Origin of the sequence: Actinoplanes flavus (assembly GCF_017592555.1) — a bacterium.
In the GTDB taxonomy this organism is placed as follows: domain Bacteria; phylum Actinomycetota; class Actinomycetes; order Mycobacteriales; family Micromonosporaceae; genus Actinoplanes; species Actinoplanes flavus.
The window spans coordinates 1-23,443 of sequence record NZ_JAGFNS010000028.1; the positions used below are offsets into that span (position 1 = coordinate 1).

20 protein-coding genes and 2 pseudogenes are annotated in these 23,443 nt (G+C 72.4%); 11 read left to right on the forward strand and 11 right to left on the reverse strand.

Annotation, left to right across the window (positions count from 1 at the left end; translation table 11 throughout):
• Nucleotides 1–658 precede the first annotated feature (658 nt).
• Nucleotides 659–2,035: pseudogene (locus tag J5X75_RS33060) on the reverse strand (DEAD/DEAH box helicase); the annotation flags it as partial.
• 160 nt (nucleotides 2,036–2,195) lie between these two features.
• On the opposite strand from J5X75_RS33060, the gene J5X75_RS33065 reads away from it, so the two are divergent.
• A complete protein-coding gene (locus J5X75_RS33065; RefSeq protein WP_208471553.1) occupies nucleotides 2,196–3,050 on the forward strand; it encodes a sigma-70 family RNA polymerase sigma factor in 855 nt (284 codons plus the stop codon).
• A gap of 51 nt (nucleotides 3,051–3,101) precedes the next feature.
• Here the strand turns inward: J5X75_RS33065 and J5X75_RS33070 are convergent, their stop codons facing one another.
• Nucleotides 3,102–3,617 (reverse strand): hypothetical protein, encoded by a 516-nt coding sequence (locus J5X75_RS33070; RefSeq protein WP_208471554.1) that lies wholly within the window; start codon nucleotides 3,615–3,617, stop codon nucleotides 3,102–3,104.
• Nucleotides 3,618–3,793: 176 nt separating this feature from the next.
• Between J5X75_RS33070 and J5X75_RS33075 the strand changes: the two genes are divergently transcribed.
• Complete coding sequence (locus J5X75_RS33075; protein ID WP_208471555.1) at nucleotides 3,794–6,100, forward strand: HelD family protein; 2,307 nt, start codon at nucleotides 3,794–3,796, stop codon at nucleotides 6,098–6,100.
• Between the two features lie 111 nt (nucleotides 6,101–6,211).
• On the opposite strand, the gene J5X75_RS33080 is transcribed toward J5X75_RS33075, so the two are convergent.
• Nucleotides 6,212–7,132: a sigma-70 family RNA polymerase sigma factor gene (locus tag J5X75_RS33080; protein WP_208471556.1), complete on the reverse strand. Its 921-nt coding sequence runs from the start codon at nucleotides 7,130–7,132 to the stop codon at nucleotides 6,212–6,214.
• Nucleotides 7,133–7,333: 201 nt separating this feature from the next.
• On the opposite strand from J5X75_RS33080, the gene J5X75_RS33085 reads away from it, so the two are divergent.
• A complete protein-coding gene (locus J5X75_RS33085; RefSeq protein WP_208471557.1) occupies nucleotides 7,334–7,834 on the forward strand; it encodes a DUF456 domain-containing protein in 501 nt (166 codons plus the stop codon).
• Nucleotides 7,835–7,857: 23 nt separating this feature from the next.
• Here the strand turns inward: J5X75_RS33085 and J5X75_RS33090 are convergent, their stop codons facing one another.
• Complete coding sequence (locus J5X75_RS33090; protein WP_208471558.1) at nucleotides 7,858–9,072, reverse strand: D-alanyl-D-alanine carboxypeptidase family protein; 1,215 nt, start codon at nucleotides 9,070–9,072, stop codon at nucleotides 7,858–7,860.
• Complete coding sequence (locus tag J5X75_RS33095) at nucleotides 9,069–9,500, reverse strand: hypothetical protein (RefSeq protein WP_208471559.1); 432 nt, start codon at nucleotides 9,498–9,500, stop codon at nucleotides 9,069–9,071. Before J5X75_RS33095 ends, J5X75_RS33090 begins: the two co-directional genes overlap by 4 nt.
• A gap of 266 nt (nucleotides 9,501–9,766) precedes the next feature.
• Between J5X75_RS33095 and J5X75_RS33100 the strand changes: the two genes are divergently transcribed.
• Nucleotides 9,767–10,117 (forward strand): histone-like nucleoid-structuring protein Lsr2, encoded by a 351-nt coding sequence (locus J5X75_RS33100; RefSeq protein WP_208471560.1) that lies wholly within the window; start codon nucleotides 9,767–9,769, stop codon nucleotides 10,115–10,117.
• Nucleotides 10,118–10,311: 194 nt separating this feature from the next.
• Here the strand turns inward: J5X75_RS33100 and J5X75_RS33105 are convergent, their stop codons facing one another.
• The 4 genes from J5X75_RS33105 to J5X75_RS33120 form a co-directional block, all read right to left on the reverse strand.
• Complete coding sequence (locus J5X75_RS33105; protein WP_208471561.1) at nucleotides 10,312–11,190, reverse strand: LLM class flavin-dependent oxidoreductase; 879 nt, start codon at nucleotides 11,188–11,190, stop codon at nucleotides 10,312–10,314.
• A 14-nt stretch (nucleotides 11,191–11,204) separates the two neighbouring features.
• Nucleotides 11,205–11,669, reverse strand: a complete 465-nt coding sequence (locus J5X75_RS33110; RefSeq protein ID WP_208471562.1) for a MarR family winged helix-turn-helix transcriptional regulator — start codon at nucleotides 11,667–11,669, stop codon at nucleotides 11,205–11,207.
• Between the two features lie 90 nt (nucleotides 11,670–11,759).
• The gene (locus J5X75_RS33115; RefSeq protein WP_208471563.1) at nucleotides 11,760–12,899 is read right to left on the reverse strand and encodes a PP2C family protein-serine/threonine phosphatase; all 1,140 of its coding nucleotides are present in this window, start codon (nucleotides 12,897–12,899) and stop codon (nucleotides 11,760–11,762) included.
• A gap of 122 nt (nucleotides 12,900–13,021) precedes the next feature.
• Nucleotides 13,022–13,408, reverse strand: coding sequence for an ATP-binding protein (locus J5X75_RS33120; RefSeq protein ID WP_238490403.1), 387 nt, complete (start codon nucleotides 13,406–13,408; stop codon nucleotides 13,022–13,024).
• A gap of 140 nt (nucleotides 13,409–13,548) precedes the next feature.
• Between J5X75_RS33120 and J5X75_RS33125 the strand changes: the two genes are divergently transcribed.
• Together J5X75_RS33125 and fgd are read left to right on the forward strand one after the other, a co-directional pair.
• Nucleotides 13,549–15,342, forward strand: a complete 1,794-nt coding sequence (locus J5X75_RS33125; protein ID WP_208471565.1) for a sigma-70 family RNA polymerase sigma factor — start codon at nucleotides 13,549–13,551, stop codon at nucleotides 15,340–15,342.
• A gap of 90 nt (nucleotides 15,343–15,432) precedes the next feature.
• Nucleotides 15,433–16,407: pseudogene (fgd, locus tag J5X75_RS33130) on the forward strand (glucose-6-phosphate dehydrogenase (coenzyme-F420)); the annotation flags it as partial.
• A gap of 13 nt (nucleotides 16,408–16,420) precedes the next feature.
• Here the strand turns inward: fgd and J5X75_RS33135 are convergent.
• A complete protein-coding gene (locus J5X75_RS33135; RefSeq protein ID WP_208471566.1) occupies nucleotides 16,421–17,542 on the reverse strand; it encodes a glycosyltransferase family protein in 1,122 nt (373 codons plus the stop codon).
• 224 nt (nucleotides 17,543–17,766) lie between these two features.
• Here J5X75_RS33135 and J5X75_RS33140 point away from each other — a divergent pair, with 224 nt between their 5' ends.
• The 4 genes from J5X75_RS33140 (at nucleotide 17,767) to J5X75_RS33155 (ending at nucleotide 20,690) form a co-directional block, all read left to right on the forward strand.
• The gene (locus tag J5X75_RS33140; protein ID WP_208471567.1) at nucleotides 17,767–18,426 is read left to right on the forward strand and encodes an HAD family hydrolase; all 660 of its coding nucleotides are present in this window, start codon (nucleotides 17,767–17,769) and stop codon (nucleotides 18,424–18,426) included.
• A 35-nt stretch (nucleotides 18,427–18,461) separates the two neighbouring features.
• Nucleotides 18,462–20,099, forward strand: a complete 1,638-nt coding sequence (locus J5X75_RS33145) for a sodium:solute symporter family protein (RefSeq protein WP_208471568.1) — start codon at nucleotides 18,462–18,464, stop codon at nucleotides 20,097–20,099.
• Nucleotides 20,100–20,112: 13 nt separating this feature from the next.
• A complete protein-coding gene (locus J5X75_RS33150) occupies nucleotides 20,113–20,349 on the forward strand; it encodes a hypothetical protein (RefSeq protein WP_208471569.1) in 237 nt (78 codons plus the stop codon).
• An 89-nt stretch (nucleotides 20,350–20,438) separates the two neighbouring features.
• Nucleotides 20,439–20,690 carry a hypothetical protein gene (locus J5X75_RS33155; RefSeq protein WP_238490405.1) on the forward strand — a complete coding sequence of 84 codons (252 nt, stop codon included), beginning with the start codon at nucleotides 20,439–20,441 and terminating at the stop codon, nucleotides 20,688–20,690.
• 4 nt (nucleotides 20,691–20,694) lie between these two features.
• Here the strand turns inward: J5X75_RS33155 and J5X75_RS33160 are convergent, their stop codons facing one another.
• Complete coding sequence (locus J5X75_RS33160; protein WP_208471570.1) at nucleotides 20,695–21,777, reverse strand: PQQ-dependent sugar dehydrogenase; 1,083 nt, start codon at nucleotides 21,775–21,777, stop codon at nucleotides 20,695–20,697.
• Nucleotides 21,778–21,925: 148 nt separating this feature from the next.
• Here J5X75_RS33160 and J5X75_RS33165 point away from each other — a divergent pair, with 148 nt between their 5' ends.
• Nucleotides 21,926–23,398, forward strand: coding sequence for an alpha/beta hydrolase (locus tag J5X75_RS33165; RefSeq protein ID WP_208471571.1), 1,473 nt, complete (start codon nucleotides 21,926–21,928; stop codon nucleotides 23,396–23,398).
• The last annotated feature ends 45 nt before the right edge of the window (nucleotides 23,399–23,443 follow it).

The following is a 23,443-nucleotide window of genomic DNA, read 5'->3' on the forward strand; positions in this document are numbered from 1 at the left end:
GCGGTCCGCCGACGCCACCCGGCCCGGCGACAACACCCCCCGGATCATGCGTACGACAGGGGCGATAAGTCATACCGGACCGAGCGACCGAGCAGTCCCCGGTGGGGACGATCAAAAAGGTAACGGGGGTTGAGCGGCGCTGAGGCAGTTCTAGCAGCTAGCCGGGAAGCTCCGGCAGGTTGTGGGGGCTGTTCGAGGGGCGTTCAGAAGCCCTGCGAGCCAGCCGGAAAGATCCGGCTGGCTCGGCAAAGGTGCTGGGACGGCCGGGTCAGCGGCCCGAACGGCGGTCGCTGAAACGGGCCGAGAAGGCGGCGGCGCCTCCGCTCGAGGTGGTGCGCTGCTGGGGCGTACCGGATCGGGGTGTGGAAGCGGAACCACGCGCCTGGCCCGACCCGCGCGATGTGGCCGACCCGCGCTGAGCCTGGCCGGAACCGCGGGACGCGCCCGGCTCCCGCTGGGTCTGGCCGGATTCGGGTGACTGACCGGATCCGGCCGCCCGGCGAGCACCACGCCGCCGGCCCGGGCTCTGCACCCGGCCATGGCCTTCCCCGCCGGACTCCTGCGCAGGGCCGGAAGAGCGGGGCCGACCGGTGGAATCCTGTGCCGGGGCGGAGGAGCGGGAACGGCTGGGGGAGTCCTGTGCCGGGCCGGAAGACCGGGGACGGCTGGTGGAGTCCTGTGCCGGGCCGGAAGTCCGGGGGCGACCGGTGGGCGTGGGACTGGACGACTGCGCGGCGGCCGGTGAGGCGGCGGCGCCGCGGCCGCGGCGGGAGCGACGGGAGCGGCCCGCCGTGCCCTCGGCCGGAGCCTCCGGGGAGGCCGGCCGGGACGGCGCCGGGCGGGACGCCGGCGCGGCGGCCACCGGGGCGGTGAAGGTGCGCTCGCCCGGCGCGAGTTCGGCGAGCAGGGCGTCGCCCGGCCGGGTCCGGGTGGTGACCGGCCGGATGCCGGCCTTGCGGGCCAGGTCACGGACGTCGGCCTGCTGCTCGTCGGTCATCAGCGTGATCACCGTGCCGCGGGCGCCGGCCCGGGCGGTACGGCCGGAGCGGTGCAGGTAGGCCTTGTGCTCGACCGGCGGGTCGGCGTGGATGACCAGCGCCACGTCGTCGACGTGGATGCCGCGGGCCGCGATGTCGGTGGCGACCAGGGTCCCCGCCGTGCCGTCGGAGAACGCCGACAGGTTGCGGTTGCGCGCGTTCTGCGCCAGGTTGCCGTGCAGTTCGACGGCCGGCACCCCGGCCGCGTTGAGCTGCCGGGTCAGCACCTTGGCCCGCCGTTTGGTCCGGGTGAAGACGACCGACCGGCCGGGCGCCGCCAGCAGTTCGACGAGCACGCCGAACCGGTCGTCGTCGCGGACGTGCAGCACGTGGTGGTCCATCTCGACGGGCGCCTGGGCGGCCGAGTCGACGTGGTGGGTCACCGGCTTGTGCATGAAGGACCGCACCAGCACGTCCACCCCGTTGTCCAGAGTGGCCGAGAAGAGCAGCCGCTGGCCGCCGGACGGGGTCTGCGACATGAGCCGCCGCACCACCGGCAGGAAGCCGAGGTCGGCCATGTGGTCGGCCTCGTCGAGGACGGTGACCTCGACGGCTTCCAGGGAGGCGTGTCCGCCGCGGATGTGGTCGTCGAGCCGGCCGGGGCAGGCCACCAGCACGTCGACGCCCGCTTTGAGGGCTTTGATCTGGGGGTTCGGCCCGACGCCGCCGAAGACGACGAGGGTACGCAGCCCGGCCGCGTCGGCGAGCGGGCGCACGGTGGCCTCGATCTGGGTGGCCAGCTCCCGGGTGGGCGCGAGGATCAGCGCCCGCGGGCGGCCGGGCCGGGCCGGGGCACGGGAGGCGGCCAGGCGGGCCACCACCGGGATGGCGAACGCGTACGTCTTGCCGGAACCGGTGCGTCCTCGGCCCAGCACGTCGCGGCCGGCCAGCGAGTCGGGAAGGGTGGCCGCCTGAATGGGGAACGGGGTGGTGATCCCGAGCCGGTCCAGTGCCGTGGTGAGGACGGCGGGCACGCCGAGCTCGGTGAAGGTCTGCATGAAGATGGAAACTCCGGGTGGTCGATTGCTGATCATTTTACCCGGGCACGGTCCGCAACCACTTCGCACCTCAAGGTGAACCGCGCGGCACTCAGCGCGCCGCATCTTTCTCCTCAGCGCCGGAGATCCCCAGCCGGCCGGTACCTGAGGAGACCCCCTGATGAGTGGTGAAGCGCCTTTCATCGAGCGGCGTGGCGAGGACATCGTCCGGGCGAACATGCCGCTCGTCGGGCACCTGGTACGGGAGATGCTGGCTCGCGTGCCGTCGCACGTGAACCGGGACGATCTGCTCTCCGCCGGTTACGCGGCACTGGTTTCGGCGGCCCGTGGGTTCGACGCCGAACGTGGCGTGCCGTTCTCCCGGTTCGCCGCCGCCCGGATCCGCGGCGCCCTGCTCGACGAGCTGCGTGGCCTGGACTGGGCCAGCCGCTCGGTCCGCCAGCGGGCCCGCCGTGTCGACGCCGCCCGGGAGGAGCTGATGGCCGAGCTGGGCCGGACGCCGACCGTGCCGGAGGTCGCCGAGAAGCTGGGCTGCACCGTCGAGGACATCGAGCACGGTGAGGGCGACGTGCACCGGGCCACCGTGTTCAGTCTCCAGGGCTTCGCGACCGCGACCGCCGACGACATCGTCACCGAGCCGGGCGCCGGGCCGGAGGAGATGCTGCTGCGCCGGGAGCGGTTCGGCTATCTGCGGCACGCCGTCGAGGCGCTGCCGGACCGGCTGCGCACGGTGGTGCAGGGCTACTTCTTCGAGGAGCGGCCGATGGTCCAGATCGCCGAGGATCTGGGGGTGAGCGAGTCGCGGGTGTCGCAGTTGCGTGCCGAGGCGCTGGTCCTGCTCCGGGACGGGCTGAACACCCACCTCGACCCGGCCATGGCGGCGCAGAACCCGCCGAAGGAGGGCTGTGTGGCCCGGCGCCGGGCCGCCTACTACGACAAGATCGCCAGCCGGGGCACCCTGCGTACCCGGCTCGCCCTGACCGGCCCGGACGGCCTGCCGCTGAAGGCCGCCTAGACAGCGCCCGGGGCACGGGGCCCGCCGCGGATCGCGGCGGGCCCCGGAAGATCAGCCGCCCGCGCAGGTGCCGGCCTTCTTCTGCGCGGCGATCGCCTTGTCGGCGCCCAGCTTGTAGAGGGTCAGGCCCTCCTTGGCCGGTTCCAGCCGCCACGCGTCGGCCTCGTAGACCATGGTGTACGACTGGGCCGCCACCAGTTGCTTCGCGATCACCACGGCCCGGTCGGTGCCCTCCATCCGGGCGCTGGTGAGCTGGATCGCCAGGCCCTTGCGGGAGCAGGCGGTGTTCAGCTTGACGTAGTCGTCCTTGCTGATCGCCTGCTTGCCGGCGGACGTGTACATCTCCCACGCGCCGGCGAAGTCGCCACCGCTGAACCGGTCGAAGACGGTCTGGGCGGCGACCTTCGCGCCCTCCAGGGTCTTCGGTTCGGGTCCGCCGGCGGCCGCCGCCGCGGCGTTGCCGGCCGGGGTCGCGCTGTCCTCGGTGCAGGCGGCGGAGAAGGTGAGGATGGCTGCCGCGGCGAGGGCCAGGGCGCCCAGACGTCGATACGGGTGGTGGTTGTCCATGACCCGCTTAATCCCATCGACAGGGCTGGCGTAACGGGCCGCCGGGGGCGATGACGGGTTCCGGACAGTCCCGCCCCGGGCCGTAACCTGCGGCGGCTCCGCTATTCTGGTCGTTTGCCGAAAGCGTTGCGGCAAACAAAAAAGGGCAACCATAAGAATGGCTGCCGAACGCCGGAATGATAGCACGAAAAGGGGCGACTTTGTCAAGCTCGAACGCCGACATCGATTCCGAGCAGGCGTACTTGACCACGCTCTACCAGCGGCTGGATCAATTGCGTGACCAGGCTGACAGCAGGCTGCGCGCGATCCTGCTGGAAGCGGGCGGCACCCCACAGGGCCGGACCCAGCGGGAGGCCACCCGCAGCCACTACGCCGAACAGCTGGCCCAGTTCAATGCGGTGGAGAACGGCCTCTGTTTCGGCCGGCTCGACTTCTCCGCCGAGAATCCTCGTTACATCGGCCGTCTCGGGCTGTTCGCCGAGGACCGCGACCGGGACCCCCTTCTGGTGGACTGGCGGGCCCCGGCCGCCCGGCCGTTCTATCTGGCCACCGCGGTCAGCCCGGACGGGGTGACCCGGCGGCGGCACCTGCGCACCCGGGGCCGGGTGCTCACCGGGATCGACGACGAGGTGCTCGACATCGAGGCCGGCGACGGCAGCGGCCGGGAGGACGTGACCGGTGAGGCGGCGCTGCTGTCCGCGCTCACCGCCAACCGGACCGGCCGGATGCGCGACATCGTCGAGACCATCCAGGCGGAGCAGGACGAGGTGATCCGTTCCGGACTGCCCGGTGTGCTGGTGGTCCAGGGCGGTCCCGGCACCGGGAAGACGGCGGTGGCACTGCACCGGGCGGCGTACCTGCTCTACACCTATCGGGAGCAGCTCACCCGGACCGGTGTGCTGATTCTCGGGCCGAACACCACGTTCCTGCGCTACATCTCCCAGGTGCTGCCGTCACTGGCCGAGACCGGTGTGCTGCTGGCCACCCTGGGCGACATGTTCCCCGGGGTGCGCGCGCACGCCGCGGAACCGCCCGCGGTCGCCGCGGTCAAGGGCGGCCTGGGCATCCTCGACGCGCTGGAGAACGCGGTCGCCGACCGGCAGACCGTGCCGGACGACTTCGTCGAGGTCGACCACGACGGCTATCCGCTGCGCATCGAGCGGGAGGTGCTGCTCGCCGCCCGGACCGCGGCCCGCCGGTCCGGTAAGCCGCACAACGTGGCCCGGCAGGTCTTCGTGACCGAGGCCATCCACCAGCTGTCCCTCCAGATCGCCGAGCGGATCGGCGCCGACCCGCTGGGCGGCGACAACCTGCTCTCCGAAGCCGACCTCGCGGAGACCCGCCGTGAGCTGCGCGAGGACATCGACGTGCAGCAGGCGCTCTTCGACTTCTGGCCGGTGCTCACCCCGCGCCAGGTGCTGCGCGACCTGCTCTCCGACGCCGGCCGGCTGGAGTCGGCCGGCCTGCCGCCCGAGCTGCTGCGCGAACGCGGCCACGGCTGGACACCGGCCGACGTGCCGCTGCTCGACGAGCTGGCCGAGCTGCTCGGCGTCGACGACACACTCAAGGTGCGTGAGCAGCAACGGCAGCGAAGGGCCGCGATCGAGTACGCGGAAGGCGTACTGGAGATCGTCGAGGGCTCCCGGTCGCTGGACTTCGAGGACGAGGGCGCCGAGAAGGACGAGATCCTCTCCGCGCTCGACGTGGTCGACGCCGGTGCGTTCGTCGAGCGGCACGAGGTGATCGACACGCGGACCGCCGCCGAACGGGCCGCCGCCGACCGGACCTGGGTGTTCGGGCACGTGATCGTCGACGAGGCGCAGGAGCTGTCCCCGATGGCCTGGCGGCTGCTCATGCGCCGCTGCCCGAGCCGTTCGATGACCGCGGTCGGTGACGTCGCGCAGACCTCCGAGCTGGCCGGGACCACCACCTGGGAGCAGGTCTTCGAGCCGTACGTGGCGCAGCGCTGGCGGATCGTCGAGTTGAGCGTCAACTACCGGACGCCGTCCGAGGTGATGGCGGTCGCGGCCGACGTGCTGGCCGCGGTCGATCCCGCGCTGCGGCCGCCGCGGTCGGTCCGCTCGGCCGGCGTGACGCCGTGGGCGCGCCGGGTGCCGCCGGCCGCGCTCGTCGAGGAGCTCGTCTCGGTGGTACGCAAGGAGGCGTCCCTGATCGAACAGGGCCGCCTCGGTGTCCTGGTCCCGGAGAGCCGGGAGCCGTCGCTGGGCGCCGAGCTGGTGGCCGCCGTCCCGGGCGCGGCCGTGGGGGAGCAGCCGGACCTGCTGAACCACGTCGTGCTGATGACCGTCCGCCAGGCGAAGGGCCTCGAGTTCGACTCGGTGCTGGTGGTGGCCCCCGACGAGATCATCACCGAGAGCCCGCGCGGCCTGTCCGACCTGTACGTCGCGGTCACCCGGGCCACCCGCCGTCTCGGTGTGCTGCACACCACCGATCTGCCGAAGGTGCTCTCCTCGCTGGCCTGACCACGGGTGCGCGCCCGGCGTACCGGGGAAGGGCCGAAGAAGGACCCGCGGAAAGGGTGAGAGAGCGACGAATCGGGCCCGGCGCCGGAGGACGCCGGGCCCGATCGTGTGTCAGGCGGCCGGAGCGGCGGGCTTGACGCCGCGGCCGATCGCGGTGTGGCCGTTGGCGTTGGTCATCGCCAGGCGGCTGCGCATCGAGGTGTTGTTCGCGATGTTGGCGTAGTAGGTGGCGCGGCGGCGGGCCGTGATGCTGTCCGGGTTCTCCGGGATCGGGGCCAGCTCCGGGCTGAGGTGGGTGTTCAGGCCGTCGCGCAGCAGCGAAAGCGCCTCGGCGCGCAGCTGGGAGACGCGCGACTCGGTGACACCCAGGTCGGCGGCGATCTCCGCCATCGGGCGCTCGTGGAGGAAGTACTCGTTCACCACGGTCTGCAGGCGCTCCGGCAGCGAGCCGATGGCGTGGTGCAGGTAGCCGATCTGCTCGCGGCGCAGCAGCATCTCCTCCGGGCCCGGGGTGGGCTCGGTGACCAGGTCGTCGGCGCTGCTGGTGGTGAAGCCCTGCAGCGACAGGACGGTGGCCCGCTGCACGTCGGTGTCGGTCTGGTGCAGCTCGGAGGTGGTGGTGCCGAGCGCCTGGGCCAGCTCCTCCGGCGTGGGCGTACGGCCCAGCGTGGTGGTCAGCTGCTGACGGGTCACGTCGGTGTTGCGGGCCTTGGACCGCACCGAGCGGGTCGCCCAGTCCAGCGAGCGCAGCTCGTCGAGGAGGCCGCCGCGGATGCGGGTGGCGGCGAAGCGGTGGAACGGGACGCCGCGGGCCGGGTCCCAGCCGCGGGTCGCGGTGACCAGGGCGTGCAGGCCGGCGCTGGTCAGGTCGTCGCGGTGGATGTGGTTCGGGATCCGGGAGAGCATGTCGCGGACGAGGTGACCGACCAGCGGCATGTGCGTGCGGATCAGCTCCTCCTGCTCGGCGGCGGAGAGCACGGGCGAGGCGGTGTCGGCGATCATGTCGGCAGCGGTCGTCACGGTGCTGGTCATTCGTTTCCCCCGGTTGCTCGTCGGCGCCCCTGGCTGGTGGGCACCGGCTGACGAGAGAAACTTTCGAGGTCGGGGGGTGCACGCTCCGGTCACTTACGGTTGTCTACCGGTTGCATCGGGTTCCTCTGCCGGTGACGGCTCTTGGATCGGCGGGCGAGGGCTCCGGTTGAGGGTTCGCAGGCGGTACGGCAGGGTGGGCGCATGGATCTGAGCGACACCGGTTCGGCCATCGCCCTCATCTCCGGCCTGGTGATCCTGACCGGCGTGGTCGGAGTTCTGGTGCCGGTGCTTCCCGGCCTGCTGCTGACCTGGTCCGGAGTGATGCTCTGGGCGGTTCTCGGCGACGGCGGCGGCGGTGCCCGGCTGCTGGTCGCGGTGCTCGCCACGGTGCTCACCGGGCTGGGTCTGGTGATCAAGTACCTGTGGCCGGGGAAGAAGCTCAAGGACAGCGGGGTGCCGGCGTCGGCGCTGCTGGCCGGTGGCGTGCTCGGCATCGTCGGGTTCTTCGTGGTGCCGTTCGTGGGCCTGATCCTCGGCTTCGTGCTCGGGATCTGGCTGGTCGAGCTGAGCCGGCTGGGCCTGGACCGGGCCTGGCCGTCGACCCGCTCGGCGCTCGGGGCGGTCGGCCTGTCCCTGCTGGTGGAGCTCGCGGCGGCGCTGGCGATCGCGGTGATCTGGCTCTTCGGGCTGGCCTTCGCCTGAGACCGGCGCCGGGGGTCGCGAGCCTAGGGCCGGGTCATCCGGCGGCGTCGCCGGACGGCGAGCAGGAGCAGCAGCGGCGTGGCGGTGAGCAGCACCGCCACCGAGGCCGCCGCCGCGACGGTCAGCCCGGCCGGCGCGGACGGCCGCTTGTTGCCGGCCCCGCCACCGCCGCCGGCGACCGTGGTCTTCTCCACCCGGGGTGACCCGGTGGCCGCCACCTCCTCCGGGGTGACCAGCCGGCCCACCGACGACCCGGCCGGCAGCGAGAATCCCCAGTCGAGCAGCTTGGCGCCCTGTTCCCAGCCGCGCAGCGGCCGTGCCTCGGCGCCCAGCAGGGTGGCCACCAGGGTGCGGCCGTCGCGGGTGGCCGCGCCGACGTAGCTGTGCCGGGCCAGGGTGGTGAACCCGGTCTTCCCGCCGAGCGCGCCCGGGTAGTTGTAGATCAGCTTGTTCTCGTTCTGGAACTGGAAGCCGCCCACCTTCGGCTTCTTCTGCGCCGGCAACCGGGCCGTTCTGGTCAGCACGTACTTGCGGAAGTCGTCGTTGGCGAAACACACCCGGGCGATCAGGGCCAGGTCGTACGCGCTGGTGAACTGCCCCTTGCCGTCCAGCCCGGACGGGGTGACCGCGTGCGTCTGGCGTGCGCCGAGCGCGGCCGCCTTGGCGTTCATGGCGGCGACCGTCGTGGCGAGGCCGTCCTTGCCGCCGCCTCCGGCCAGCCGGGCGAGCGCGTTGGCGGCGTCGTTGCCCGAGTTGAGCATCAGCCCGAGCCAGAGGGTCGCGATCGTGTACTGCCCGCCGACCACCAGACCGACCGCCGAGCTGCCGGGCTCGATGTCCAGGTCGCCGCGGGTCACGGTGATTCTCTGCGCCGGATCGAGTTGATCGATCGCGGTCGCGGCGAGCAGCATCTTCTGCACACTGGCCGGGGTCTGGTGGACGTGCGGGCCGCAGGCGCCGAGCACCTCGCCGGTCTCCAGGTCGGCCACCAGCCAGGTGGTGGCGGTCAGGGCCGGCGGGTTCGGGCTGTTCTCCGGAACGACCAGGCCGTGCGTGGCGAGGTCGTCGCCGCCGACCCGCATGTCCTCGGCCACCTCGGCGGGCGGGGTGGGCCGGGGCGGCGCGCTGGGCTTGGCGATCTTCGGCTTGGGGCACGGGATCTCGGCGGGGGCCGCCGACGCCGGGACTCCGGTGAGCACGAGAAGCACGGCCGCGCACGCCGCCACGGGAGCTCTCACGGCCAGACGTCCCCGGCGGTCAGCCGCTTCTCCAGCAGGGCGGCCAGGGGGATCGACTCGCCGTCGCGCCCGCCCGCGCCGACGATCAGGCGCGGCATGCTGGGGGAGAGGTCGGCGCCGGTGAACCGGGCCCGCAGCGACGGCGGCACGGTGAGCACGTAGTACTCCCCGTCGTCGCCGACGGCCACCGAGCGGTCGGATTTCAGATACCACCCGCGGATGTGCGTCCGGTACGTCGACCGGCCGTCGAGGCTGCGCGCGGCCAGCGTGTGCGGGGCCAGCCCGGCCTCGGCGGCACGGCGCACGAAGTCGTCGAGCAGCGCGGCGGCCTGCCGCGCCTCCGCGCTCCGATCCGCCTCGAGGGCGGCGGCGCGAACGGCAACGGCCCGGCGCTGCTGCTCCCGCCAGGCGGCCTGCTCGTCCTGCATGGCGCCGACCCTAACGCGAGACGCCGGGTTCCGGTCAACCGGGCTTTCCCGGATTCTGCTCCCATTCCCGGGTTCCATTCCGATAACCGGGGCGAAGAATTGCCGGATCGCGGTGGGGAGTTGCGCCACAGACCTTCCGCGCGCCAGACTGAGGCTTATTCGGGACCCACCTTGAGTGTCACTCAGCGTAGGTCGGCGGCGGCGGCCTCCACCGTCGTGAATGAGCCTCACCGGGCGCGGTTGATTAATTCTTCTCGGGAGTCGTTATGGCGCGGCAGGTAATCACCACCCTGATCGACGATCTGGACGGCAAGAAGGCGGATCGGACGGTCGAGTTCAGTCTGGACGGCGTCAGCTACACGATCGACCTTTCCGAGGCCAATGCCGGAAAGCTGCGCAAGGCTCTGGACCCGTTCATCTCCGCGGGCACCCGCCTGGGACGCACCACGTCGGGGCGTATCCCGTCGCGTGGCGCCGCCCCCGTCCGTACCGCGGGTTCCCGTGACGAGAACCGGCTGATCCGGGAGTGGGCGATCCGGAACGGACGCAAAATCTCCGAGCGGGGCCGCATTCCGCAGGAGGTCAGCAACGCCTACCGGGCGGCACACGGGCGCTGATTCCCAACGGTTGTCACCGTGCCGGCGGTCCGCCACCGGCACGGTGCGTGACGCTGTCTTGACGCGGTGCGAGACGTCGATCTCGGTGCGTGGAGCGGGCGATAACCGGGGGTAAACGGACCGGCTGCCGGAGACCGTGATAAATCCCACTCGGTCACCGAGGGAATCGCAATCGGTCCGAATGGGGCCCGGCTTTACCGATTAGTGAGGCGGGGCAGCTCGGCGGCGACCGCCTCCAGCACCTTCTCGTCACCCGCGTACCAGCTGGACTCCCGCGGCCAATGCGTGATCACATCGGTGAATCCCAGCTCCCGGGCCCGCCCGGTCGCGTCGGTGAAGGCATCCACGCTGGTCATCGAGTAGATCGGCGACGAGTCCAGGTTGAGGTAGCGGTCCACCGAATCCAGCGGGCGGCCGGCGGACTCCATGGCGGCGTGGAAACGGTCCCGGAACTCGGCCACCGCCCGCCACCATTCCTCGGCGCTGTCGACCTGCGGGCCGGTGGTCACCCAGCCGTCGCCGTACCGGGCGGCGAGACGCAGCGCCCGCGGGCCGTTGGCGGCGACCACGAACGGCGGCCGCGGCTGCTGCACCGGGCCCGGATCGTTGCGCGCGTCGACCGCCGCATACCAGGACCCGGACCAGGTGGTCACCGGCTGCCGCAGGATGCCGTCGAAGAGCTCCAGGAATTCGGCGAACCGGTCCACCCGGGCGCGCGGCGTCAGCTCCGGGGCGCCGAGGACCGCCGAGTCGAAGCCGATGCCGCCGGCGCCCAGACCGAGGACCAGCCGGCCGCCGGAGATGTCGTCCAGAGCGGTGACCTCCCGGGCGAAATGCACCGGGTGGCGGAAGTTCGGCGAGGCCACGTACGTCCCGAGGCGGATCCGGGAGGTGACCATGGCGGCGGCGGTGAGGGTCGGCACGGCGTCGAACCACGGGCCGTCGACCAGATCGCGCCAGCCGAGGTGGTCGTACGTCCACGCGTGGTCGAAGCCGAACTCCTCGGCGAGCCGCCAGCGCCGGCTCGCGTCGGCCCAGCGCCGGTCGGGGAGGATCACGATGCCGATACGCACGGGCGAAGCCTACGTCAGGCCGTCTGCCGGCCCTCCTCTGGTTGCTCCCCGGGGTGCCCGGCCGCCGCGGTGAAGGCCTGGAGGGCGCGCAGCAGGTCCTGCTGGGCGGCGACCGGCATCCGCTCCAGCACCTCGGCCAGCGCGGCCCGCCGGCGCTCCCGCAGGTCGGCCAGCAGCCGCCGGGCCGCCGAGGTGAGCAGCAGCCGCACCTCGCGGCGATCCCGGGGGTCGGCGACCCGGCGCAGCAGGCCGGTGGCCTCCAGCCGGTCGCAGAGGCGGCTCGCCGAGGACGGCACCACGTCGAGGGCCTCGGCCAGGCGGCTCATGTTGGTGTGCCGGTTGCCGGCGACGATGGTCAGCACCCGGAGCTGGGCCGGCGGGACCGCGGGCTGCTGGGCCAGCCTGGCCCGTTCGAGGACGCCCACCAGTGACTCCACCGACGACTCGACAGCCGCGGCGACCTCGGTGGCGTACTCCATCGGTGTTCCCCGTCATCGCCAGTCGCGGACCCGTGAACTTACACGTATACCCGCCGGGGGAGGTTCACAAACGTCGAAGCCGAGAAAATCTCAGCGTCGCCAGTCCAGGCAGACGGTCACGGCGTCATCCTCCGGCTCGGCGCCGGCGTGATAGTCGCGCAGGCCCCTCATCACCGTACCCACCGCCTCGGTGGCGGGCTGCAGCCGCGTCCGGCGAACCGCGCTGATCAGGGCGGACGCGCCGTACCGGGTGAGGCCGCCGGGGCTGGCCGCGTGGACGCCGTCGCTGACCACGAGCATCCGGTCGCCCGGCTCCAGCTGGAACCGCTGGATCTCGTAGCGCGCCTCGCCGAACATGCCGAGCGGCAGCTGCTCCTCCAGCGGGACCTTCCCGGTCTCGCCGGCGCGGGCGATCAGGCAGTGCGGCGAACCGGCGTCCACGGCGGACACCCCACCGCCGACCAGGTCGATCTCCAGGAGCAGCGTGGCGGTGTGCACGGCGCCGCCGTACCGGGAGTGCACCGCGTCGGAGGCCAGCTCGGCCTGCTCGACGATGTCGGCGCCGCACCGGCGGGCGTTGCGCATGGCGTTCACCGCCAGCGAGGTGAGCAGGGCGGCCTCCATCCCGTCGCCGCAGCCGTTGAGCACCGTGACGGTCAGGCGGTCGCCGTCGAGCGCCCAGTCGAAGTGGTCGCCGCGAACGTCGTACGCCGGCTCCAGCTGGCCCGCGATGAGGAACCGGTCGTCGCCGAGCGACCGCCCGGGCAGCAGGTCCCACTGCAACTCGGCGGCCATCGTGAGCCGGGCCCGCCGTTGCGCCCGCCGGTAGCGGTCGGTCGCGGCCGAGGCGGCGCGCAGCGCGGTGGCCAGGTCGTCGGCGTCGGCGGTGAGCCGTTCGCCGAGATCCCCGCCGGGCCTCTCGGGCAGGTCGAGGCGCAGCACCCCGACCCGCTCACCCCAGCAGCTCAGCGGCAGGTGCAGGCGGACCGGGCCGCCGTCCGGCCGCTCGGTGCCGGGCCGCTGGCTGCCGAAGCAGCGCAGCGCGGCCGCGTCGGGGCGCTCGCCGGGGCCGAGCAGCGGGTGCAGCCGGGTGAAGGTGAGATCGGGGATCAGCACCTCGACGGTGTCGGCGGCGTAATGGCGGCGCAGATGCTCGGCGGCCACCTCGGGCAGCCGGTCAGGCGGCGCGGCCCGCAGCAGCGAGCCGAGGGGCGCCGGTTGATCAGACATTCCGGACTCCTCTCCACGACGTCACGTTCGACCGGACAACAGCGACAGGTATTTGTTATACGGCAAGCAAATCGCGCCGGAACCACCCCCCATGCGGGTGGTCCGGCGCGCTGCTCGTTTCCTCAGGCGAACGACTTCTCGAAATGGATCAGGCTGCCGGTGCGCGGGCTCGACTGCATGCGCACGTTCTCGCCCAGCGCACGGATCAGGAAGAGGCCACGGCCCCGCTCGCTCACCGGGGACGGAGCAGCGTCCACCCCGGGGTCGAAACCGGTGCCGTCGTCGACCACGTCGATCGAGCAGCGGTCCTCACCCACGTCGAGGTGCACCTCGAAGCTCTCCGCCCCGGCCGCGTGCTTCACCACGTTGGCGCACGCCTCGGTGAGGGCGATCTCCAGATCCGCGCCGGCCTGGCGATCCACTCGCAGGATCGTCAGGGCGCAACGCAACAGCCGGCGCACCGCCGGAACGCTGTCCACCTCGCGGGGCAGATTGAGCCGGACCGACATGCGCATGACTCTGCTGTGCCCGATCCGCGCTCCGGCTAACCACGGCCGGATGGTGATCACCGCGCCCGAACGTGTTATCCATGGACCCCGCGCCCGTCTCCCTCATCGGTGCGACCCGCGCCCGGAGGGCAGGAGCTGACATGACACGACAACCCGGCATCGCGATCGTGACGGCCGCCCGCGCGGGCGACCCGGCCGCGGTCGACCGGCTGGTCTCCGGCTACCTGCCGCTGGTCTACACCATCGTGGGCCGGGCCCTGGAGGGGCACGCCGACGCCGACGACGTCGTGCAGGAGGTCATGCTCCGGGTGCTGCGCAACCTCGGCGAGCTGCGCGACCCGGCGGCGTTCCGCTCCTGGCTGGTCGCGATCACCGTGCGCCAGGTGCGGGAACGCTTCCGGGGCCGGCCGCCGGCCGTCGAGCTGGATCCCGAGCTGCGCGATCCCGGCGCCGACTTCACCGACCTGGCGATCACCCGCCTGGAGCTCTCCGGACAGCGCCGGGAGACCGCCGAGGCGACCCGCTGGCTCGACGAGGAGAACCGGGAACTGCTCTCGCTCTGGTGGCTGGAGGCGTCCGGCGAACTCACCCGCGACGAGATCGTCGAGGCCACCGGCCTGGGCCGCCAGCACGCCGCGGTCCGGATCCAGCGGATGAAGGCCCAGCTGGAGACCGCCCGCGCGGTGGTCCGGGCGCTGCGCCCGCCGCGCTGCCCGGAGCTGTCCGCCGCCCTGTCCGGCTGGGACGGCCGGCCCGGCGCGCTCTGGCGTAAACGCATCGCCCGGCACACCCGCGACTGCCGGCGGTGTGCGCCCGCCTGGCAGGACATGGTGGAGGCCGAGCGCCTGCTCGCCGGCATGGCGCTGGTGCCGCTGCCGCCCGGCCTCGGCTCCGCCTTCGGCACGATCCAGATCAACGTCCTTCCCGGTACGGGTACGCCGACCGCGACCGCGACGACGGCGGTGCAGGCCGGTGGCGCCGTGACGTCGAAGGTGCTGGCCGGGGTGCTCGCCGTGGGCCTGGTCACGGGTGGCGGCGCGCTGGCTCACGCGTACCGGGAACCGGCGGAGCCGTCCCGCCCCGCAGCGGTCGTCGCGGCACCGGAGGTCTCCTCCGCCCCGGCCGCGCCGTCGATCTCCCCGTCGGCCGTGCCCACCACGACCCCGCCGTCGAGGAAGGCGACCGCCGTGCCCGCCGCCCGCTCGCCGAAGAAGGGGGCCGGGGTGTGGCGGTTCGCCGGTTCCAAGGGCGCGCTCGAGGACGTCGGCGCGGGCTGGTACTACGACTGGGGACCGGACGACGACGAGGTGCCCGGCCCGGCCGGCGTCGAGTTCGTGCCGATGATCTGGGGCGCCGCCGACGTCACCGACGCGACCCTGAAGCGGGCCGAGGCCGAGGGCGACGTGCTGCTCGGCTTCAACGAACCGGATCTGGCCGAGCAGTCGAACATGACCGTCGAGGCCGCGCTGGCCGCCTGGCCCCGCCTCGAAGCGACCGGGATGAAGCTGGTCAGCCCGGCCGTCGCGTTCGGCGGCGACACGGCCGGCGGCTGGCTCGACCGGTTCATGACCGGCGCCGAGGCGAAGGGGCTGCGGGTCGACGCGATCGCCCTGCACTGGTACGGCTCGGACTTCGGCGCCGCCGCGGTGAACCAGTTCCTCGGCTATGTCGACGCCGTCCACCGGCGCTACGGCAAGCCGGTCTGGGTCACCGAGTTCGGCCTGATCGACTTCGGCGGCTCGCCGCGCTATCCGAGCGACGCGCAGAAGGTCCGGTTCATCAGGGGCGCCACCGCGGGCCTGGAGAAGCGGTCCTACGTCGAGCGGTACGCCTGGTTCGGGCTGCCGGCCGTCGGTGACAGCGCCGACTTCGGCCTCTACACCGATGCGGACAGTCCCACGGCGGCCGGAAAGGCCTACCGCGCCGCCGGATGACCGTCTCACGGGAACCCGGCCGGGGGGGGGGGGGGGGGGGGCGGCCGGGCCCCCCCCGCCCCCCCGCCGGGGGGGGGGGGGGGGGGGGCGTCGGCGGAGCAGTTCGCGCCGGCGGAGCTGCTCAGATTCGGCATTCTGGCGGAGGAGCTCGGGTTCGACTCGGTCTTCGTCAGCGATCACCTGCAACCGTGGCGGCACGACGGCGGCCACGCTCCGGCGGCTCTGCCCTGGCTGGGTGCGCTCGCCGCGCGTACCGAACGGGTGCTGATCGGCACCAGCGTGCTCACGCCGACGTTCCGCTACCACCCGGCCGTGGTGGCGCAGGCGTTCGCCACGCTCGGCTGCCTGGCGCCGGGCCGCGCCGTCCTCGGCGTCGGCTCCGGCGAGTCGCTCAACGAGGTGCTGCTCGGCACGCGGTGGCCGGACGGCAAGGAGCGGTTCGCCCGGCTCAAGGAGGCCGTGCTGCTGATCCAGAAGCTCTGGGCCGAGGACCGGGTCACCTACGAGGGCCAGTTCTACCGGACCCAGAACGCGACGATCTATGACAAGCCGGATGTTCCGGTGCCGATCTACATCGGCGCCTCCGGACCGGCCGCCACCCGGCTGGCCGGGCGGATCGCCGACGGTTTCATCACCACCAGCGGCAAGGGGCACGCCCTCTACACGGACACGCTGCTGCCGGCCGTCACCGAGGGCGCCGAGAAGGCCGGTCGCAAGATCGACGACCTGGACCTGATGATCGAGGTCAAGGTCTCCTTCGACGACGACGTCGAACGGGCCCGCGCCGACACCCACTACTGGGGCGCGCTGGCCCTCTCCCCGGAGGAGAAGACCGGCGTCGAGGACCCGGTGGAGATGCAGCGCCTGGCCGACGCCCTGCCGGTCGAGCGGACCGCGACCCGCTGGATCGTCTCCTCGGACCCGGCCGACCACGCCGCGAAGGTCGCCGAATACCTGGACATGGGCTTCAAGCACCTGGTGTTCCACGCGCCCGGCCCGGACCAGGAGCGGTTCCTGCGGCTCTACGCCGACCAGATCCTGCCGCAGCTCCGCGCTCGCGGCTGACCCGGCGGGGCTCTCACACCGAGCGGAGGTGGCCGCGGCCGCCGTCCGAGCCGCCGCCCTCGCCGTTGATCACCCGCAGGTTGGGGCGGGCCTGGGCGGCGGGGTCCTGGTTGTCCCGCCAGCGCCGCCGGTTCGGGATCTCCCCGGCCGGGCGTGCGGGCGGCGGCAGCGGGCCGGGCCCGGTCGCCGAGAACGCACGGCCGGACGCGCCGGTCCGGCGGTCGGCGAACGGGTCGGTCCGGCGGCGTTCCGGGCCGCGGCGTTCCCCGCGGCGCCGGTCCGGGAATCCGAGCCCGGCGCTGTTCGGGTAGTCGAGTCCGGTGCCGTCCGGGCCGCCGTTCGGCGACGGCCAGCGGCGCGGCGCCGGACCGGCGGGCATCCGGTCGATCGTCGGGCGCCGGGTGGCGTTGACGGTCGTGCCGCCGGGTTCCGGGCCCACGACGAGCGGCGGCAACGGGCGCGCGGTGCCGTCGGTGAGCACCACGATGCTCTCCGGTGTGCCGGCCCGCGCCGCCCGGCGCCGCGCCAGGAACTCCCGGAACACGGCCGCCACGCCGGTGAACAGCGGGGTGCCGGTGAAGGCGGGGCGCCGCGCCACCGGGACCTCGGTGACCCGCAGGCCGGCGGCCCGGGACCGGACGGTGAGCAGCGGTTCAGCGTCCCGGCCGTCGCCGGGGGCCGGTTCGGTGCCGGCCACCCGGGGCAGCCCCAGCCGGCCGGCCACGTCACGCCGGAACGCCCGGAGACCGGAGCCGGGGTCGGACGGGCGGCAGCCGAGCAGGACGCTCATGAACCAGAGCAGGATCAGGTCGGTGAGCCGGGCCGGGGTGTGTACGCCCTCCGCCACGTCGGCGCCGGAGCGCAGCGCCTCGATGAGAAGGGACAGCTCGGCGGGGTCGGCCGAACCGTCGCCGGGCACCGTGACGACCACGTCGCCGATGGCCGCCGCGACCCCGCAGGCGAGGGCGTTGCCGGCCCCGGTACGGGTCTGGCGGATCATCCGGGCGGCCCGGGGGAGCCCTCGGACGATCTCCTCGCCGGGCCCCACCACCACGATCACCTCGTGCACCGGAGGCAGCGCGCCGAGCAGGATCGGCAGCCGGTCCGCGGTGGGGACCGGGATCACCACACTCACGGAGGGTGATAGTGGGGCTTTCGGCACTGGCATGCGGGACGACTCCCGGGCTCGACGTCAAGGCTGCGCCCGAAGCTACCGTCCAGCCACCCGCCTGCAACCCGGCCTATCGGTTGAGTGTGATCATCTGCGCGGACCGAACCGGCTTCTGCGCCGTGGGAGTGTGACCGAGCGTACAGAGGCGTTTGGGTAGGGTGATCGATGTGCGAGTCGGTGGAGGGGCTGTGAGCATCGAGGCGATCGTCTTCGACCTGGACGGGGTCATCATCGACACCGAGGAGGTCTGGGAGCAGGTCCGGCGTGCCTACGTGGCCGAGCACGGGCGGGAGTTCCTGCCGGACAGCCAGGACCGGATGATGGGCATGAGCACCGGGGAGTGGTCGGCGCACCTGGCCGACGAGGTGGGCGTACCCCGTACCGCTCCGGAGGTGGCCGCGGACGTCCTGGGCCGGATGGCCGAGCGTTACCGCGAAGCCCTGCCGCTGATTCCCGGATCCGTCGAGACGGTCCGGGCGCTCGGCGCCCGCTACCGCCTCGCGCTGGCCAGCTCCTCGGCGCGGATCCTGATCGACCAGGTGCTGGAGACCGCCGGGCTGACCGGCGCCTTCGAGGTGACCCTCTCGACCGAGGAGGTGCCGCGGGGCAAACCGGCGCCGGACGTCTACCTGGAGGCGGTCGGCAAACTCGGCCTCACCCCCGGCGTCTGCGCCGCCGTGGAGGACTCCAGCAACGGTCTGCGCTCGGCCGCCGCGGCCGGCCTCACCGTGATCGCCGTCCCGCACGGCGTCTATCCGCCGGCCGCGGACGCGCTGGCCGGAGCGACGCTGGTGGTGAACGCGATCACCGATGTGACCCCCGAGGTGGTTTTGAACCTCCATCGATAGGGGTATGCCGCGGGCCACACTCATGGAGGTGGCCCGTGGCGGGACTCCGGCTCGACGTGGGGTTCGTCGACTATCTGATTCTGGCGGTCTATTTCGTCACGGTGCTGGGGGTCGGGTTCGCCGCCCGGCGCGCGATCCGCTCCAGCGCCGACTTCTTCCTCTCCGGGCGGTCGATGCCGGCCTGGGTGACCGGTCTGGCCTTCATCTCGGCCAACCTGGGCGCCCTGGAGATCGTCGGCATGGCCGCGAACGGCGCCCAGTACGGCCTGATGACGCTGCACTACTACTGGATCGGCGCGGTGCCGGCCATGGTGTTCCTCGGCATCGTGATGATGCCGTTCTACTACGGCTCCAAGGTGCGCAGCGTCCCCGAATTCCTGCGGCTGCGCTTCAACCGGCCGACGCACCTGTTCAACGCGGTCAGTTTCGCGGTGGCCCAGGTGCTGATCGCCGGCGTCAACCTGTACGCCCTCGCGCTGATCCTCCAGGCCCTGCTCGGCTGGCCGCTCGTGGTGTCGATCGTGATCGGCGCGTTCATCGTGCTGGCCTACATCACGCTGGGCGGCCTCTCGTCGGCCATCTACAACGAGGTGCTCCAATTCTTCGTGATCGTGGCCGGTCTGCTGCCGATCACCATCATCGGCCTGGTCAAGGTGGGCGGCATCGACGGCCTGTTCGAGAAGGTGCGGCAGAGCCCGCTCGGTGAGGCAGGGCTGCACACCTGGTCGAACACCGGCGGCACCGACAACCCGCTGGGCGCCAGCTGGATCGGCATCGTCTTCGGGCTCGGTTTCGTGCTGTCGTTCGGCTACTGGACGACGAACTTCGCCGAGGTGCAGCGGGCCCTGAGCGCCAAGGACATGAGCGCGGCCCGGCGGACCCCGATCATCGGCGCCTTCCCGAAACTGCTGATCCCGGCGATCACCGTGATCCCCGGGCTGATCGCCCTGGTCACCGTTCAGGGGCTGGGGGCGGACGAGGGGGCGTACACGTACAACAACGCGATTCCGCTGCTGATGCGTGACCTGCTGCCCAACGGTGTGCTCGGGGTGGCGGTGACCGGCCTGGTGGCGTCGTTCATGGCCGGCATGGCGGCGAACGTGAGCGGGTTCAACACCGTCTTCACCTACGACATCTGGCAGGCCTACGTCCGCAAGGACCGGGACGACGCCTACTACGTGCGGGTGGGCCGGATCGCCACGGTCGGCGGCATCCTGGTCGGCATCGGCACCGCCTTCATCGCGGCCGGGTTCGACAACATCATGAACTACATCCAGGCGCTGTTCTCGCTGTTCAACGCGCCGCTGTTCGCCACCTTCATCGTCGGCATGTTCTGGAAGCGGATGTCGGCGTGGGCCGGGTTCTGGTCGCTGCTGCTCGGCTTCCTGGCCGCGTTCACGCTCTACATCCTGCACCTGACCGAGGTGCTGAAGTTCAACTCCGACCTGGAGCAGAGCTTCTGGGGCGCCGGGCTGGCCTTCGTGACGGCGGTGGTGGTGGCCGCGCTGATCACCCCGTTCACGCCGGGCAAGAGCGAGGACGAGCTGCGCGGCCTGGTCTACGGCACGGCCGGCGACACCCTCGTCGCGGACCGGGTGTGGTGGCGCAACCCGGTGCTGCTCGGGGTGGTCGCGGTGATCCTGGCGTTCGTTCTGTACATCCCGGTCTGGTGAGGAGGCCGCAACGATGGCGAGGCTTTTCGACGTACGACGGGTGATCGGTGGCCTGTTCGTGCTCTACGGCGTGATCGTCACCCTGATCGGGATCCTCGACGGTCCCTCCGAGCTGGAGAAGGCTCAGGGCGTACGGATCAATCTCTGGATGGGTCTCGGCATGCTGGCCTTCGGCCTGCTGATGCTGCTCTGGCTGCGGCTGAACCCGCCGCCTCCGCTGGAGGAGGCGGACGAGGACCGCGAGATCTGAGGGCCGGACGGGTGCGATTCGGGTGCGAAACCGTTGCACAGGATCCTCATAACGTAAGGACAGGAATCCGTGCACCGATGACCCCCGGCATGGGACCCCTCGCCTCGATCAGTCGGCTCGCCGGTTCGGCGAGCAGCCGGCCGGTGGGCTGGCAGGTGCAACTACGCGTGGACTACGTCGTCAACATCGTGACGCAGACACATCGCGGTCAATCCGAGGACATCGTCCGGAAGGAGATCGAGAACCAGCTCCGCACCTTCGGTGTGGTGCCCAACAACCGGCAGGTCGCCCAGTACGCCTGCGCGATCTCGTCACTGCCGCCGATCCCCCTCGACAGCTGAGCGGTCAGCGGGCCGGGAAGCGCAGGATCCGGTCGTCACCGTCGCGCAAGTCGCCGCGGCCGTCGGTGTTCGAGGTGGTCAGCCACAGCGAACCGTCCGGCGCCACGGCGACCGTGCGCAACCGGCCGTACCTTCCGGTGAACTCGGCCTTCGTCGACCCGCCGCCGAGCGGCACCGTCCACAGTCGTTCGCCCCTGAGCGCGGCCACGTAGAGGGTGTCGCCGGCGACGGCGGCCCCACTCGGTGAGGCCTCGTCCGTGCCCCACTGGACGATCGGGTTCGTGTACCGGTCGTCGCTGCCGCGGCCCTCCACCTCGGGCCAGCCGTAGTTCTTCCCCGGCTCGATGAGGTTGACCTCGTCCAGGCGGTTCTGCCCGAACTCGATGCCGTACATCCGGCCCTGTGCGTCCCAGGTCAGGCCCTGCACGTTGCGGTGGCCCAGGCTCCAGACCGGGGAACCGGACCACGGGTTGCCGGGCGCCGGGTCGCCCTCCGGGGTGAGCCGCAGGATCTTGCCGGCCGGGTCGTTCCGGTCCTGGGAGCGGGAGCGCTCGCCCGCGTCGCCGGTGCCGACGTAGAGCATGCCGTCCGGCCCGAACGCGATCCGGCCGCCGTTGTGGTTGCCGGCCTTGGCGATCCCGTCGAAGATCACCTCCGGGTCGCCGCCGGACCCGCGGAACCGGGCGATCCGGTTGTCGCCGGCGGCCGTGTAGTACGCATACACCCAGTCGTCCTTGACCGCGAGCCCGAGCAGGCCGCCCTCGCCGCCGGCGTCGACCGCGGGGAGCCGGCGCAACTCGGTGGGCTTGCCGCCCGACCGCACCTGGAGGATGCGGGCGGTGTCGCGTTCGGCCACCAGGGCGGTGCCGTCCGGCAGGAAGGCCAGCCCCCACGGCACGTCCAGGCCGGTGGCCACGGTCTCCGGCGCGGAGAGATCCGGGTTGCCCCGGGAGGTGACCGAGGGCGCCTGCGCGCCCGAGAGGGCCGGCACCGGCGCCACCGTCGGCGCGGCCGCCTCGCCGTCGACGGAGCAGGCGGTCAGAACGGCCACACTGGTCGCCGCGAGGGCCCGGCGGATCGATGCCATTCCTCCACCCTGCCACGCATCCCCGGCGACGGCTCGCCGAGATGTGCCCTATCTGCGGTAAATGACGCTGTTTGCCGGATCGATCGGGTCGATCCGGCCCAAGATGGGGCCGCGTGGTGCCGAGCCGCGTGGGGCGGAGGTCTGGGCTTTGCGAGCTTTGGCACGGCGGCTCACGGCCGCGATCCTCACCCTCACGACCCTTCTGGCGTACGCCCCACGACCGGCCCACGCCGACCGGGCGCAGTCGCCGATCGCCTGGAAACCGTGCCCCCAGGACGGCACGGTGCAGTGCGGCACCATGCGCGTACCGGTCGACTGGTCCGAGCCGTCCGGTCCCGGCCTCGACATCGCCCTGGCCCGCAGCCCGGCCGCCGACCGGACCGCCCGGGTCGGCACGCTGCTGGTCAACCCCGGCGGCCCCGGCGTCTCGGCGGCCGGCCTGGTCCTGGACCACGGCTACTTCGGCACCGACGTGCGCCGCCGCTTCGACATCGTCGGGGTCGACCCGCGCGGCGCCGGTCGCAGCGCCCCGGTCCTCTGCGACCAGGCCCTGGTAGACCGCAAGCCGGCACCGCTGTTCACCACCGAAGCCGAGTTCCGGCAGGCCGGCGAGTACAACCGCAGGCTGGCCACCGACTGCGCCGGCCGCAGCGGCGCGGTCTACCGGCACGCCGACTCGATCAGCGTGGTCCACGACATGGAAGCCGTCCGGATCGCCCTCGGTGAACAGCGGATCAGCTTCTACGGCGCCTCCTACGGCAGCCTGCTCGGCCTGCTCTACGCCGAGCGCTATCCGCACCGGCTGCGCGCCCTGGTGCTGGACAGCGTGATGGACCACAGCGCCGGGGTGGACGCCTTCCTCACCCAGACCGCGGACGCCGTGCAGGCCGCCTTCGACCAGTTCGTGGCCTGGTGCGCCCGGGACGGCAGGTGTGTGCTGCGCGGCCGGGACATCAAGCTGATCTGGGCGGAACTGATGCGGCGGGCCACGGCCGGGCAGCTGATCGACCCGTACGACCCGCCGGACCGGATCGGCGCCTGGGACCTCATCTCGGCGGCGTTCAGCGCGTTCTACGGCCCACAGTGGTACTCGTTCGCGTACTACCTGAAAGACGCGTACGAGCCCGCGCCCGAGCCGGTGGCCGGATCCCCCGTGCTGGAGTCGGCCGACCTCACCACCCCGCACAGCTTCGGGGCGGTCATGTGCCAGGACTGGTGGCTGCCGGTCGACGGATTCACCGCCTACCGGGACCGGATGCGGGCGCTGGCGGTCCGGGCACCGCAGATGCTCGCCTCGCCGCTCGCGCTGACCGCCCTCGGCGGCTGTCTCGGCCGTGAGACGCCGGTCAACCCGCAACGGCCGATCCCGCCCGCCACCGGGCCGGTCCTGGTGGTCAACTCCCGGTACGACCCGGCCACCGCGTACGTCTGGGCGCAGCAGGTCACCCGGCAGCTCGGCCCGGCCGCCCGGCTGCTCACCTACCAGGGGTGGGGGCATGTGGCGTACACGCACAGCCCGTGCGTCAGCGGCGCGGTCGATCGTTACCTGATCGGGCTGACCATGCCCGCGTCCGGCGCATCCTGCCCGGCGATCGAGCCGCAACCGTTCGGCATCGGATGAGGAGTCGGCCGATCGGTTGTGCGCCGCGCCGATCCCCGGTAGGCA